Below are 13,236 nucleotides of genomic sequence, written 5' to 3'. Positions count from 1 at the left end.
CCCCTTAAGGACTTCTCGCAAGACATGCCCCCATAAGCGGACAGACTGCCAGAAGAGGGAAGTGCGAAACGCCGACGACGTGTGCGCCATCCAGCCGACGATGGCCGTGTATCGAGGAGTGAAGGGGTTCACACCCACCTCCGCCGAACAGCGAACCGATCGCGGTGTCGCCCGGCAGATCCATCAGCTCGCTGTGCTGCCGGGAGGCCAGGTCAGCCCCGCCGGACGACAGCAGGCTGCCGGCGGGCACCCCCGGCGGCGCCTGGACGAGCCGGTCCCGCAGCTCGGAATCCGAGTCGGCGCCCCGCCCTCAGCCGCCCGCCCCCAGCAGGCCGCCTCGCCTCGGCACCGAGTTCAAAAGGAGCCGGGTGTACGGGTGGTCCGGCGCGTCGAGCACCCGGTCCACCGGGCCCGTCTCCATCACCCTGCCCGACTTGAGGACGAGCACCCGGTCCGCGATGTGTCGTACGACCGCCAGGTCGTGGGTCACGAACAGGAATCCGATGCCCGCCTCGCGGCGGATCTCGCGGAGCAGTTCGAGGATCTGGGCCTGGATCGACACGTCGAGCGCGGCGACCGCCTCGTCCAGGACCAGGACCCGGGGCTCCACCGCGAGGGCGCGGGCGATCGCCACGCGCTGGCGCTGTCCGCCGGACAGCCCGCGCGGCAGGGCCGCCGCCTCGCGGGCCCCGAGTCCGACCTGGTCGAGGAGTTCGGCGACCCGGGCCCGGCGCGCGGTCACGCCGAGGTCGGTGTGCAGGCGCAGCACCTCGTCCAGGCAGCCGCTCACCGTCACCCGAGGATCGAGGGAGAGGTACGGGTCCTGGAAGACCATCTGGATCTCGCGGGCCCGGGCGAGCCGCTCGGCACGGCCCCGCGCGCGGGCCGAGCGGTCCCGGCCGTCGAGCCGCACCGTGCCGCCGTCCGCGCGCTCCAGGCCCACGAGCATCCGGACCGTCGTCGTCTTGCCGCTGCCGGACTCGCCGACGATCGCGAGCGAACCGCCCGGTGGCAGTGTGAACGACACCCCGTCGACGGCCGCGTGCTCGCCGTACCTCTTGCACAGCGCTTCGACCTCCAGTCCCTTCGTCACAGCGTGATTCCTTCCTCGGCGCGGAGGCACGCGGCCAGTCCCGCGCCGTGCGGTGCGAGTGGGGGTGCCTCTGCCGTACAGCGCGGCACCGCGTGGTGGCAGCGGGCGGCGAAGGCACATCCGGGCGGGGCTTCGGCGAGGGAGACGGGCCGGCCCGGGATGGCCCGGGGCGGGGGCGCGCCCGCCTCGATGCGCGGGGTGGAGGCGAGGAGTCCCGCCGTGTAGGGGTGGCGGGGCCGGTCGAAGAGTTCGTCGGTGGACCGGGTCTCGACGATCCGGCCCGCGTACATGACGTACACCCGGTCGCAGATCGCCGAGGCGAGTTCGAGGTCGTGGGTGACGAAGAGCATCCCGGTGCCACGCTCGGCCCGCAGCCGGGCGAGCAGCGCGATCACCTCGGCCTGGGTGGTGACGTCGAGCGCGGTGGTCGGTTCGTCGGCGAGGAGCAGGGTGGGCTCGGCGGCGAGGGCGGCGGCGATGACGACCCGCTGGAGCATGCCGCCGGAGAACTGGTGCGGGAAGCGGCGCAGCGCGCCGCGCGGGTCGCGGATGCCGACGGCGTCGAGGAGTTCCTCGGCGCGCGCGGCGGCCCGGTCGGCGGGGGTGCCCGCGGCGCGCAGCCCCTCGGTGAGGAAGTCCCCCACTCTGCGCAGCGGGTTGACGGAGGCGCGCGGGTCCTGGAAGACCATGGCGACCTCGCGGGCGCGCAGCGCGGCCAGCTCCTTGGGGCGCATGCTCAGCACGTCCCGCCCGGAGACCCGGACCCGACCGCTGGTGCGGGCGCCCCGGGGCAGCAGTCCGAGGACGCTGCGGCAGGCGACCGACTTCCCGGAGCCGGACTCGCCGACCAGGCCGACGGTCTCCCCGGGCCGTACGGTCAGACTCACCCCGTCCAGGATGGGCCGCGCGGCCCTGTCCTCCGGGAGTCGTACTCCGAGCCCGTCGATCTCCAGGACGGGTGTGGTCGACGTCGTGGTCATCGTGTTCACTTCTCCCTCCGCGCGATGCGGTCGGCGAGCCCCTCGCCGACGATGCCGAAGGCCACGACCGCGAGCACGATGCACGCGGACGGCGCCAGCGCGGGGAGCATCGCGCCCTGGAGGACGGCCCCCTGGCCCTCGTTGATCATGGCTCCCCAGTCGGCGGTCGGCGGCTGGACGCCGAAGCCCAGGAAGGACAGGGCCGCCAGGTCCATGAGGGCGTACCCGAAGTTCATCGCGGACTGGGCGAAGACGGTCGGCGCGATGTTCGGCAGGAGGTGGCGGAGGCAGACCGTCCAGCCGGACCAGCCCTGCACCACGTACGCCTCGATGTACGGCCGTTCCTTCTCCTGGCGGGCGATGCCGCGCACGAGCCGGCCCACGTACGGGGTGTAGGCGACGGCCATGGCGATGACGGGTGCGGTCATGCCGGAGCCGAGGACGGAGACGAGCAGGATCGCGAGCAGCAGCCCCGGGATGGCGAAGACGAGGTCCATCGAGCGGGACAGGATCGCGTCCGCCCAGCCGCCCCGCCAGGCCGCCACCACACCGAGCAGCATGCCGAGCAGGGTGGAGACGCCGACCACGAGGAGTGGCCCGAGCAGCCCGGTGCGGGCGCCGTGGAGCAGCCTGGACAGGATGTCCCGGCCCGACTGGTCGGTGCCGAGGAGGTGGTCGCCGCCGGTGCCGACGAGGCTCGCGGAGAGGTCGAGTGCCTCGGGGTCGTACGGGGCGAGGACGGGTGCCAGCACGGCGACGAGGACGAGGACGGCGAGCACCGTGACCGACACGGCGAACAGGGGCCCCTGGCCGAAGAGGCGCAGTGCGCGCAGACCCGGCCTGCGGTACGGCACCGGGGTGAGAGTGGTGGTCATGAGGGGCCTTCCCCGGGGGAGAGACGGGGGTCGATGAGCGGGGCGAGGAGGTCGACCGCGAGGTTGACGAGGACGAAGGCCGCGACGCTGAGCAGGGTGACCGCCTGGACGACGGCGAAGTCCTGGGCGGTGACCGACTGCACGAGCAGCGAGCCGAGTCCCGGCACGTCGAAGGCGGTCTCCACGATCGAGGTGCTGATGAGGAGGCCGGCGAGCATGGTGCCGCCGACGGTGACGACCGGGCCCAGCGCGTTGCGCAGCACGTGCCGGCGTACGACCGTCCGGCCGGCGACGCCCCGGGCGCGCGCCACCTCGACGTGCTCGCGGCCGAGTTCGTCGAGCATCGCGGAGCGGGTGACCCGGGCGAGCAGGCCAGCGAAGGTCAGGGCGAGGGCGAAGGCCGGCAGGGTGAGCTGGTGGAGCCTGGCCCCGAGGCCCTCCGCGGCGCCGCCGCCGGGGCCGGGGAACCAGCCGAGCTGGACCGAGAAGAGCGAGACGAGCACGATCGCGGTGACGAAGGACGGGGTGGCGGTGGCCACGCCCGTGCCGATGAGCACGATCCGGTCGACGGCGCCGGGGCGGAGTGCGGCGAGGATGCCGACGCTCACCCCCAGGACGGCGACGAGCAGGGCCGCGTAGCCGACGAGGAGGGCGGTGCCGGGGAGCCGGGAGCCGAGGACGGCGGTGACGTCCTGGTGGTACTGGGCGGAGCGGCCGAGGTCGCCGGACAGGACGCCGCCGAGCCACTTTCCGTACTGGACCACGAGGGGGTCGTCGAGGTGGTGTTCGGCGCGCAGGGCGGCCACGGCCTCGGGGGTCGCGGGGCGGCCGTGCAGCAGGAAGGTCACGGGGTCGCCGGGGGCCAGGTGGATGGTGCCGAAGACGACGACCGAGGTCACGAACAGCACCGCGACCAGGCCCAGGAGCCGTCCGACGAGGAAACGGGTCATGACTGTGCGGCCCCGATCGTCGCGGCCCACGGGTAGTAGAGCTGGGCGATGCCGGTGGGGGCGCCGGTGATCCGCTTGCCGAGGAAGACCGAGTAGGGCGCCTCGTAGACGGGGATGACGGGGAGCTCGCGGAGGGCGATCTCCTGGAGCTTCGCCGTGAGGTCGGCGCGCTTGGCCGCGTCCGGCTCGGAGTTGGCCCGGTCGAAGGCGACGTCGAACTCGGCGTCGGACCAGTTGCCGTAGTTCCCGAAGTCGCCGGTGCGCAGGTACTGGTAGAACTCCAGCGGGTCCGGCGTGTTGTCGTAGCCGTTGGTGATGACCAGGTCGAGCCCCTCACGGGCCTTCGGGTCGACGAAGATGCTGCTGTAGGCGTCGGGCGAGACGGGCTTCAGCTTGACGTCGAGGCCGATCTGGCGTCCGGCCGCCTGCACCGCGTTGGCGACCACGCTGATCTCGGGCGCCAGCGAGCTGGTCACGAGGGTGATCGTGCGGCCGCTGAAACCGGCCTCCCGGACCAGCTTCTTGGCGCCCTCGACGTCGTACACCGGCTCGGGCAGTGTGTCGTACAGGGCGGCGGTCTTCTCGGGGACGAGTGCCCAGGCACCGCGTGCGGCGGGGGCCTTGGCGGGGACGCCGACGCCGCCGGCCGCCGCCTTGATGATGTTCTTCCGGTCCAGCGCCATGGACAGGGCCCGCCGGACCTCGCGGTTGCCGAGGGGGCCGTGGAAGTCGAGGACGGCGAGGTTCGAGGCCGCCGTGTTGGGGCCGAAGAGGACCGAGCCCTTGCCGCCGGTCCGAAGCTGGGCGAAGGAGGTGGACGGAACCATGTAGCCGCCGTCGGCGGTGCCGGACAGGAAGGCGTTGGAGCGGGCGGCCGCGTCCTCGATGAAGGTGAACTTGACGGCCTCGGACTTCGGAGCGAGGTTCTTGTCCCAGTACGCCGGGTGCTTGCGCAGGGTGATGCTGTCGCCCTGGGCCCACTTCTGGAGGGCGAAGGGACCGGTGCAGTTCAGGGCGCCCTTGGGGGTCCCGTAGTCCTTGCCCTCCTTCGCGAGGGAGGCGGCGCTCACGACGGTTCCGGGTGAGGCGGCCATGAGCTCGTGGAAGAGGACGTCGGCCCTGCCGAGGCGGATCGTCACCTCCAGCGGGCCGGTCTTCTCCACGGAGTCGACGCTCTTGAAGGCCGAGCCCCACGGGGAGCCGGTGGCCGGGTCCATCTGGCGCTCGAGTGAGGCGACGACGTCGTCCGCGGTCATCGTGGTGCCGTCGTGGAACTTCACGCCGGGGCGCAGGGTGTAGACGAGCGTGCGCGGGTCGGGCTGCGTCCACTTGACGGCCAGACCGGGCTCGATCCTCAGATCGGGGGTGACCCGCAGGAGCTGCTCGCAGACGTTGGCGAGCACGGTGTTCGGCGGGTAGTCGTACGCGAGGGCGTAGTCGAGGGTGTACGGCTCGGCGTACAGCGACCAGGTGAAGGAGTCCAGCGGCCCCTTGGCCCGCGGTGAGGTCGGGGTGACCTCGAAGCCGGCGCCGCCGGTGGCGCCGGCCTGGGGCCGGGTGGCGCCGGAGCAGGCGGTGAGGGAGGCCGCGAGCGCGGCGGTACAGGCGAATGCGATGAATCTGGGGGTACGCATGCAGATCCACCCCTTTACGGGTGTTGTGACGGGCACGGGGGGATGGAGCGAGTATTGATGCGGGAACGTTCCCGCACAAGACTTCGGCCGGGTTTGCGGGAACGGTTTTGCAGAGGTCGGGAGGATGGCAGCATCGCTCCCATGACCGAAGACTCAGGGCTCGGCGGACAGCCCGCGCCGCAGGACGGGCAGCCCCCGACGCGACGGGAGCAGCCCCCGACGCGACATCGGCGGACCCCGCCCACCCCGCGGGTGCGTCTCGTCGACGTGGCCCGCGAGGCGGGCCTGTCCAAGACGACCGTCTCCGCGGCGCTCAACGGCACCGGCCGGCTCTCCCCCGAGGTCCGGGAGCGGGCCCGCGAGACCGCGCGCCGCATGGGCTACCGGCCCAACGCCACCGCGCGCCAGCTGCGCGCGGGGCGGGCCCGGCTGATCGGATACGTGGTGGGCGAACTGGCCGACGCCCCCTGGACCTTCCTGGAGTCGCCGTACTTCGCCCGGCTCACCGGGGCCACCGCCGCGACCGCCCTCGGCCGCGGCTACGCGCTGGTGCTGCTGCCCGCCGGCTCCCTGGAGAGCGAGTGGTCGGCGCTGCCCCTCGACGCCGTGATCGTCGCCGACCCCGTCGCCGACGACCGGATCGTCGACGACCTGCTCGCCGCCCGCATCCCGGTCTTCAGTGACCGGTCCGTGGAAGGCCGGCCGGAAGCCCACTGGGTGGACGTCGACGCGACCGCCGCCGTCCACCGGACCCTGGACCACTTCCTGGCCCAGGGCGCCCGGCGGCCCGCGCTGGTCGTCCCCGACAGCACCACCCGCTTCCACCGCGAGGTGTTCGCCGCGCACCACGACTGGTGTGCGGCGCACGGGCTGCCGGAAGTGGCGGTACGGGCCGCCGAGCCCGGCAACGGGCCGGTCGTCCAAGCGGTCGAGACCGCCCTGACAACCGGGCCGGAACGCCCCGACGCCCTGCTCGTGGTCGCCGAGGCCAGCCCGCCGCTCGTCCTGGACGCGGCCCGCCGCCACGGCTACGACGTCCCCGGCGACCTCCTCCTCGCCTGTGTCAGCGAGGACGAGACCGCCGTGCACACCGAACCGCCGGTGACGACGCTCAGCCTGCGCCCCGACGCGGTCGCCGAGGCCGGGATCGAACTGCTCGTGGCCGTGCTGGAGCACGGGCGGTCGGAGACCCGCGGGGTCCTCGTGCCGGTCCGCCTCGACGTCCGCGCGTCATCGGTGCGACCGCCCCGGCTTCCGCCGCCTCCTCAGCCGCCGTGCACGAGCTCACCGCCCACATAGGTCCGCTCCACCCGCGCCTCGGCGATCTCCTCCGGCGGCGCGGCCAGGATGTCCCGGTCGAGCACCACGAGGTCGGCGAGATGTCCGGGAAGGAGGCTGCCGGCGTCGTCGAGCCCGTTCACGTGCGCGGAACCGGCGGTGTAGGCGGCGATCGCCGAGAGGAGGTCGATGCGCTGCTCGGGCAGGAACACCCGGTCGTCGGACGCCCCCGGTTCCCGGCGGTTCACAGCGACATGGATGCCCGCGAGCGGGTCCGGACTGGAGACGGGCCAGTCGCTGCCCGCCACCAGAGTGGCCCCGGCCCGCAGCAGACCGCCGAAGGGGTACTGCCAGGCCGCGCGCTCCGGACCCAGGAACGGGATGGTCAGCTCGTCCATCTGCGGCTCGTGCGCCGCCCACAGCGGCTGGATGTTCGCCAGGGCGCCGAGGGCCGCGAAGCGGGGCAGGTCGTCGGGGTGGACGACCTGGAGGTGGGCCAGGTGGTGCCGGTTGCCGCGCCGCCCGTTGGCGGCCACGGCCGCCTCGATCGCGTCGAGCGCCTCGCGCACGGCACGGTCGCCCAGCGCGTGGAAGTGGACCTGGAAGTCCAGCGCGTCCAGCGCCGTCACATGGTCGCGGAGGGCCTCCGGATCGACGAAGCTCAGCCCGCTGTTGGCGGTGGCGCAGCCGCAGCCGTCCAGGTACGGGGCGGTCAGCGCGGCCGTGAAGTTCTCCGCGATCCCGTCCTGCATGATCTTCACCGCCCCCGCCCGGAATCTTCCGTGCGCCAACTCCTCGCGGCGCTGGACCAGTTCGGGGATCTGCTCGGCACCGCGCTCGCGGTCCCACCACAGCGCGCCGGTCACCCGTGCGGTCAGCGAACCGTCCCGCGCGGCGGCCAGATAGGCGGTCGAGGGGTCCGCCATGCCGTTGAAGTCGCCGAGCAGCGCGTCCTGCCAGCCGGTGATGCCGAGCGAGTGCAGCAGCTCCTGGGCCCGCAGCAGCCCCGCGAGGCGCTCCTCCGGTGTGCTCGGCGGCACCAGCCGCGCGACCAGGGCCGTCGCGCCCTCCTGGAGCATCCCGCTCGGGAAGCCGTCCGCCTCCCGCTCCATCCGCCCGTCGGCCGGGTCCGGGGTGGCGGCGGTCAGCCCCGCCAGTTCGAGCGCCCGGGTGTTGGCCCAGGCCCCGTGGTGGTCGCGGTTCGAGAGCAGCACCGGCCGGTCGGGCACCACGGAGTCGAGCAGCTGACGGGTCGGCAGGCCGCCCGCGAAGCTCTCCATCGACCAGCCGCCGCCGGTGATCCACTCGCGCTCCGGGTGCGCCTCCGCGTAGGACCGGATCCGCTCCAGGTACGCGGCGGCGTCGACGATCCCGGTCAGGTCGCACTCCGCCAGCTCGCTGCCGCCGCCCACCGCGTGGACGTGGGCGTCCTGGAAGCCGGGCAGCAGCAGCCGGCCCGCGAGGTCCACGACCTCCGTACGGGGCCCGATCAGCTCCCGCACCTCGTCGTGGCCGACGGCGGTGATCCGCTCACCGGTGACGGCGAGCGAACTCGCCCGGGTCCGGGCCGGATCCATGGTGAGGACGGGTCCTCCGGTGAAGACCAGATCGGCGTGAGGCATACGGCGGCTCCCTTGCGTTCGTCCGCGCCGGACAACTGCGAGTGACGGGTGGCGAGTGACGGACGCCATGGAAGCCGAGTGGCGTTTACACGTCAATGGTGTTGACGTAAGGTCCCGGCCATGTCCGCACGCGTGGTCCCCGAAGGCGGCCGGCAGCGCCGCCGCCCCACCCGAGAGGGCGCCGTCCTCTCCGAGCGCCTGATCGTCGAGACCGCACAGCGTCTCGTCGAGCAGCACGGCGCGAAAGCACTCTCGGTCCGCAGACTCGGCACCGCCCTCGGCGCCGACCCCACCGCGCTCTACCGCTACTTCCGCGATATCGACGCGCTCCTGCTCGCCCTCGCCGACGAACTCATCGGCCGGGCCCAGCGGGGCTGGACGGCGACCGGCGACTGGCGCGCCGACCTGCGCGCCATGGGCCTGCGCATCCACGCCTCGTACCTGGCCCAGCCCCAGGCCGCACTGCTCGCCGCCCACCGCACCACCGGCCGCCCGCACGAGACCAGGGCCGTCGAGACCATCCTCGGCATCCTCCGCGACGGCGGCTTCCCCGACGCCCTGGCGGTGCGGATCTACCACGCCTTCGTCGACCAGGCTCTGGCCTTCGCCGCCCAGGACGCGGCGGCGGCCGCTCTGCCGCCCACCGCGGCGGCGGCCGACGCCGAGGTCTGGCACGCCGCCTACGGCCGCCTCCCCGGCGACAGTCACCCGCACATCACGGCGACGTATCCCCTCCTGGCGGCCGACATGCGCGACAGCGGCTACCCCTTCGCCCTGGAGCTGATGCTCACGGGCGCGGCCGCCCTCCACCCGGACGCGGAGCGGCAGGCGTCCGGCGGCCGCGCGGGGCGGTAGACGGCCCGCCGGCGGCCGCACGGAGCAGAGCCGGGTCTTACGTCAACACCATTGACCTTACCGAGCCCCGCCGGGTCTCATGGGCGGCACCTCGGAACGAGCCCCCTCGCGCGGGCTTCTCCGCCACCCGAAGGAAGCCACCATGGACCCCCTGCTCTCGCTCCGGGACGCCGACCCGACCCCGTTCTGGCTCGACGACCCGCGCCGCCCCCGGCCCACACCCGCCCTCGTCGGCGGCACCACCTGCGACCTGCTGGTCGTCGGCGGCGGATACACCGGCCTGTGGACCGCCCTCGTCGCCAAGGAACGGGACCCCTCCGCCGATGTCGTCCTCATCGAGGCCGACGAGGCGGGCGGCGCCGCCTCCGGCCGCAACGGCGGCTTCTGCGAGTCGAGCCTCACCCACGGCCTCGGCAACGGCCTCGCCCGCTGGCCCGACGAGATCGGCGTCCTCGAACGCCTCGGCCGCGCCAACCTGCGGGCCATGGAGGACACCCTCACCCGCCACAAGATCGACTGCGACTGGGAACGCACCGGCTCCCTCGTCGTCGCCACCGAGCCCCACCAGGTCGACTGGCTCGCCGAAGAGGCCGAGACGGCCGCCCGGTACGGCGCCACGACGACCGTCCTCGACACCGACGCCGTCCGCGCCGAGATCGACTCCCCGACCTTCCTCGGCGCCGTCTGGAACAAGAGCGACACCGCCATGCTCAACCCGGCGCGGCTCGCCTGGGGCCTCAAGCGCGCCTGCCTCGACCTCGGCGTCCGGATCCACGAACACACACCGGCCCTCTCCCTGGACGAGCACGGAGCCGTCGTCTCCGTCGGCACCCCCTACGGCCGCGTCACCGCCGGCCGCGTCGCCCTCGCCACCAACGCCTACCCCTCACTGGTCCGCCGCCACCGCCTCTACACCGTCCCCGTGTACGACTACGCGCTGATGACCGAACCGCTCGACGAACGACAGCTCGCCTCGGTCGGCTGGCGCAACCGGCAGGGCTGGGCGGACCCCGCGAACTCCTTCCACTACGTACGGATCTCCGCCGACAACCGCATCCTGTGGGGCGGCTACGACGCCGTGCACCGCCGCCACGTCCGCGCCGAGCACGACCGGCGCCCCGCGTCGTACGCGACGCTCACCAGCCAGTTCTTCCACACCTTCCCGCAGCTGGAAGGCCTCCGCTTCAGCCACGCGTGGGGCGGCGCCATCGACACCAGCACCCGCTTCTGCGTCTTCTTCGACACCAGCCACCGCGGCAAGGTCGCCTACGCCGCCGGCTTCACCGGGCTCGGCGTCGGCGCCACCCGCTTCGGCGCCGAGGTGATGCTGGACCTGCTGGCCGGCGAGCACACCGAGCGCACCGCCCTCGACCTCGTACGCCGCAAGCCGCTGCCCTTCCCGCCCGAGCCCGTCCGCTCCCTCGGCATCGGCATCACCCAGCGCTCCCTCGCCCGCGCCGACCGCGACGAGGGCCGCCGCGACCTGTGGCTGCGGACCCTCGACCGCCTCGGCCTCGGCTTCGGCAGCTGACCCCCGTACCTCTCTCGCCTCGCGCGCACGACCCGCCGCGCGCCCCGTCCCGGGGCGCGCGGCTTCGCGACGGATGGTTTCGCCCGCCGGGATTCGTGGCCTCGGTGCCGCGCCCGACCGTGTCGGCCGACATACGGTGAGGGTGGCCCGCCCAGCCCCGCGCTGTGCGCCGCCGCTGCCGCGGCCACAGTCCGCCCCCCCACGGCGACAGAACCCTGATGCGACAAGAGGAGTCCGCGATGGGAACGTACGAGGATGTCTTCCGCGCGAGCACGGAAGACCCGGAGAACTTCTGGCTCGACGCCGCCGGGGGCATCGACTGGGATGTCGTCCCGCGACGAGCCCTGGACTCCTCGCGCGCTCCCTTCTACCGCTGGTTTCCCGACGGGCGGCTCAACGTCTGCTTCAACGCGCTCGACCGGCACGTCGAAGCCGGCGACGGCGACCGGCCCGCGCTCGTCTACGACTCCCCCGTCACCGGCACCCGGCGGACCTACAGCTACACCCAGCTGAGGGACGAGGTGAGTGTGTTCGCCGGAGCGCTCGCCGGGCTCGGTGTGGGGCGCGGCGACCGGGTGGTGATCTACATGCCGATGGTTCCGGAGGCCGCCGTCGCGATGCTGGCCTGCGCTCGCATCGGCGCGGTCCACTCGGTCGTCTTCGGCGGTTTCGCCCCACGAGAACTCGCCCTCCGCATCGACCACGCCGCGCCGAAAGTGGTCGTCTCCGCCTCCTGCGGCATCGAGGGCAAGCGTGTCATCGCGTACAAGCCGCTGCTCGACCGGGCGATCGAGCTCGCCGCCCACAAGCCGCAGAAGAGCGTGATCCTGCAACGGCCGCAGGAACCGGCCGAGTTGGGGTCCGACGACCTCGACTGGGCCGACCTGGTGGCCGCCTCGCAGCCGGCCGCATGCGTTCCCGTCCCCGCGAACGATCCCCTGTACATCCTCTACACGTCCGGAACGACCGGCAAGCCCAAGGGAGTGGTGCGCGACTGCGGCGGCTACGCGGTGGCCCTCCACTGGTCGATGGGCGCCGTGTACGACATCGGCCCGGGCGACACGATGTTCACCGGATCCGACGTCGGATGGGTCGTCGGTCATTCGTACATCGTCTACGCGCCCCTGCTGGTCGGCGCCACGACCGTCCTGTACGAGGGCAAGCCCGTCGGCACACCGGACGCCGGCCAGTTCTGGCGCGTCGCGGCCGACTACCAGGTCAAGACCATGTTCACGGCGCCCACCGCCTTCCGGGCCATCCGCAAGGAGGACCCGGAGGGAGCGCTCACCGCGGACCACGACCTCTCCCGCCTGCGCTACCTCTTCCTCGCCGGTGAGCGTCTCGACCCCGAGACCTATCGCTGGGCGAGCGCTCTCCTCGGGGTCCCGGTGATCGACCACTGGTGGCAGACCGAGACCGGCTGGCCCATCGTCGCCAACCCGGTCGGAATCGAGGCCGCCCCCGTCAAACCGGGCTCCCCCACCCGCCCGCTGCCCGGCTGGGACGTCCGCGTCCTCGACGCCTCGGGCGAGCAGGTACCCGCGGGCGTCGAAGGCGCGATCGTGGTCAGGCTCCCCCTGCCGCCCGGAGCGCTCCCCACCCTCTGGAACGACGACGATCGCTACATCGCCTCCTATCTGTCCGCCTTCGACGGCTTCTACCTCACGGGCGACAGCGGCCACATCGACGAGGACGGCTATGTCTTCGTCATGGGCCGCACCGACGACGTCATCAACGTCGCCGGACACCGGCTGTCGACGGGCACGATGGAAGAGGCCCTGGCCGCCCACCCCGACGTCGCCGAGTGCGCCGTCATCGGCGTCGCCGACCCCCTCAAGGGGCAGGTGCCGCGGGGCTTCGTCGTCCTGAAGGCCGGCACCGCCCGCGCACCCGGCGAGGTCGAGGCCGAACTCGTCCGGCTCGTACGCGACCGCATCGGCGCCATCGCCTCCCTCAAGGACGTGGCGGTCGTGGCCGCGCTGCCGAAGACCCGCTCGGGAAAGATCCTCCGGAAGACCATGCGCGGCATCGCCGACGGCCTCGACGAGCCCATCCCGTCCACGGTCGACGACGCGACCGTCATCGAAGCCCTGCGCCCCGTTCTCCGGCGCACGGGTGACACCGGTCATCCCGGCTCCTCCGACAGCCCGACCGTCTGAACCGTCTGAACCGTCTGAACCGTCACGCGAAGAAGGGCCCGAACTCGACGAGTTCGGGCCCTTCTTCGTCGGCGCGTGGAGTCCGGACCCTGACAGCACGACCAAAGCGCACCCCATCTCCGCAACCCTCAACTCCCCTTTGAGACAACAAAGTTGACCGAAGTTGATTCTGTCAGGTGCATGACTTACAGGGGTCCGGGAGCATACCGTCGGAAGGCCCCGGAGGTTCGGCGATCCGATCGCCAGGTCGACCGGTACC

The 13,236-nt window shown here is 72.9% G+C and carries 10 protein-coding genes; 4 read left to right on the top strand and 6 right to left on the bottom strand.

Going from position 1 to position 13,236, the window contains the following annotated elements:
* Nucleotides 1–310: 310 nt before the first annotated feature.
* From ACH4MY_RS09020 to ACH4MY_RS09000, 5 genes are read right to left on the bottom strand one after another with little or no spacing between them, the layout of a single operon-like run.
* Nucleotides 311–1,093, bottom strand: coding sequence for an ABC transporter ATP-binding protein (locus tag ACH4MY_RS09020; protein ID WP_397999666.1), 783 nt, complete (start codon nucleotides 1,091–1,093; stop codon nucleotides 311–313).
* Nucleotides 1,090–2,073 carry an ABC transporter ATP-binding protein gene (locus ACH4MY_RS09015; RefSeq protein WP_397999665.1) on the bottom strand — a complete coding sequence of 328 codons (984 nt, stop codon included), beginning with the start codon at nucleotides 2,071–2,073 and terminating at the stop codon, nucleotides 1,090–1,092. Before ACH4MY_RS09015 ends, ACH4MY_RS09020 begins: the two co-directional genes overlap by 4 nt.
* Before the next feature lie 5 nt (nucleotides 2,074–2,078).
* On the bottom strand, nucleotides 2,079–2,948 hold the full coding sequence (locus tag ACH4MY_RS09010) for an ABC transporter permease (RefSeq protein ID WP_397999663.1): 870 nt from the start codon (nucleotides 2,946–2,948) through the stop codon (nucleotides 2,079–2,081).
* Nucleotides 2,945–3,898, bottom strand: coding sequence for an ABC transporter permease (locus ACH4MY_RS09005; RefSeq protein ID WP_397999660.1), 954 nt, complete (start codon nucleotides 3,896–3,898; stop codon nucleotides 2,945–2,947). The genes ACH4MY_RS09010 and ACH4MY_RS09005 overlap by 4 nt, the downstream gene beginning before the upstream one ends.
* Nucleotides 3,895–5,532 carry an ABC transporter substrate-binding protein gene (locus ACH4MY_RS09000; RefSeq protein ID WP_397999657.1) on the bottom strand — a complete coding sequence of 546 codons (1,638 nt, stop codon included), beginning with the start codon at nucleotides 5,530–5,532 and terminating at the stop codon, nucleotides 3,895–3,897. The genes ACH4MY_RS09005 and ACH4MY_RS09000 overlap by 4 nt, the downstream gene beginning before the upstream one ends.
* 141 nt (nucleotides 5,533–5,673) lie before the next feature.
* Here ACH4MY_RS09000 and ACH4MY_RS08995 point away from each other — a divergent pair, with 141 nt between their 5' ends.
* Complete coding sequence (locus tag ACH4MY_RS08995) at nucleotides 5,674–6,831, top strand: LacI family DNA-binding transcriptional regulator (RefSeq protein ID WP_397999655.1); 1,158 nt, start codon at nucleotides 5,674–5,676, stop codon at nucleotides 6,829–6,831.
* Here the strand turns inward: ACH4MY_RS08995 and ACH4MY_RS08990 are convergent.
* Nucleotides 6,798–8,432: an amidohydrolase gene (locus tag ACH4MY_RS08990; RefSeq protein WP_397999653.1), complete on the bottom strand. Its 1,635-nt coding sequence runs from the start codon at nucleotides 8,430–8,432 to the stop codon at nucleotides 6,798–6,800. The genes ACH4MY_RS08995 and ACH4MY_RS08990 overlap by 34 nt on opposite strands.
* A 120-nt stretch (nucleotides 8,433–8,552) precedes the next feature.
* On the opposite strand from ACH4MY_RS08990, the gene ACH4MY_RS08985 reads away from it, so the two are divergent.
* The 3 genes from ACH4MY_RS08985 (at nucleotide 8,553) to ACH4MY_RS08975 (ending at nucleotide 12,977) form a co-directional block, all read left to right on the top strand.
* Nucleotides 8,553–9,287: a TetR/AcrR family transcriptional regulator C-terminal domain-containing protein gene (locus ACH4MY_RS08985; RefSeq protein WP_397999650.1), complete on the top strand. Its 735-nt coding sequence runs from the start codon at nucleotides 8,553–8,555 to the stop codon at nucleotides 9,285–9,287.
* Nucleotides 9,288–9,429: 142 nt separating this feature from the next.
* A complete protein-coding gene (locus ACH4MY_RS08980; RefSeq protein WP_397999647.1) occupies nucleotides 9,430–10,818 on the top strand; it encodes an NAD(P)/FAD-dependent oxidoreductase in 1,389 nt (462 codons plus the stop codon).
* A gap of 239 nt (nucleotides 10,819–11,057) precedes the next feature.
* A complete protein-coding gene (locus ACH4MY_RS08975; RefSeq protein ID WP_397999644.1) occupies nucleotides 11,058–12,977 on the top strand; it encodes a propionyl-CoA synthetase in 1,920 nt (639 codons plus the stop codon).
* The last annotated feature ends 259 nt before the right edge of the window (nucleotides 12,978–13,236 follow it).

Source organism: Streptomyces sp. NPDC017246 (assembly GCF_044331325.1).
In the GTDB taxonomy this organism is placed as follows: domain Bacteria; phylum Actinomycetota; class Actinomycetes; order Streptomycetales; family Streptomycetaceae; genus Streptomyces.
The sequence above is the reverse complement of the archived record's forward strand: the minus strand, read 5'-3'. Positions and strand labels throughout refer to the sequence as shown.

Coding starts and splice junctions, on each gene's coding strand:
- ACH4MY_RS09015 (WP_397999665.1), bottom strand. CDS start 2,073: ATGACCACGACGTCGACCACACCCGTCCTGGAGATCGACGGGCTCGGA.
- ACH4MY_RS09010 (WP_397999663.1), bottom strand. CDS start 2,948: ATGACCACCACTCTCACCCCGGTGCCGTACCGCAGGCCGGGTCTGCGC.
- ACH4MY_RS09005 (WP_397999660.1), bottom strand. CDS start 3,898: ATGACCCGTTTCCTCGTCGGACGGCTCCTGGGCCTGGTCGCGGTGCTG.
- ACH4MY_RS09000 (WP_397999657.1), bottom strand. CDS start 5,532: ATGCGTACCCCCAGATTCATCGCATTCGCCTGTACCGCCGCGCTCGCG.
- ACH4MY_RS08995 (WP_397999655.1), top strand. CDS start 5,674: ATGACCGAAGACTCAGGGCTCGGCGGACAGCCCGCGCCGCAGGACGGG.
- ACH4MY_RS08990 (WP_397999653.1), bottom strand. CDS start 8,432: ATGCCTCACGCCGATCTGGTCTTCACCGGAGGACCCGTCCTCACCATG.
- ACH4MY_RS08985 (WP_397999650.1), top strand. CDS start 8,553: ATGTCCGCACGCGTGGTCCCCGAAGGCGGCCGGCAGCGCCGCCGCCCC.
- ACH4MY_RS08980 (WP_397999647.1), top strand. CDS start 9,430: ATGGACCCCCTGCTCTCGCTCCGGGACGCCGACCCGACCCCGTTCTGG.
- ACH4MY_RS08975 (WP_397999644.1), top strand. CDS start 11,058: ATGGGAACGTACGAGGATGTCTTCCGCGCGAGCACGGAAGACCCGGAG.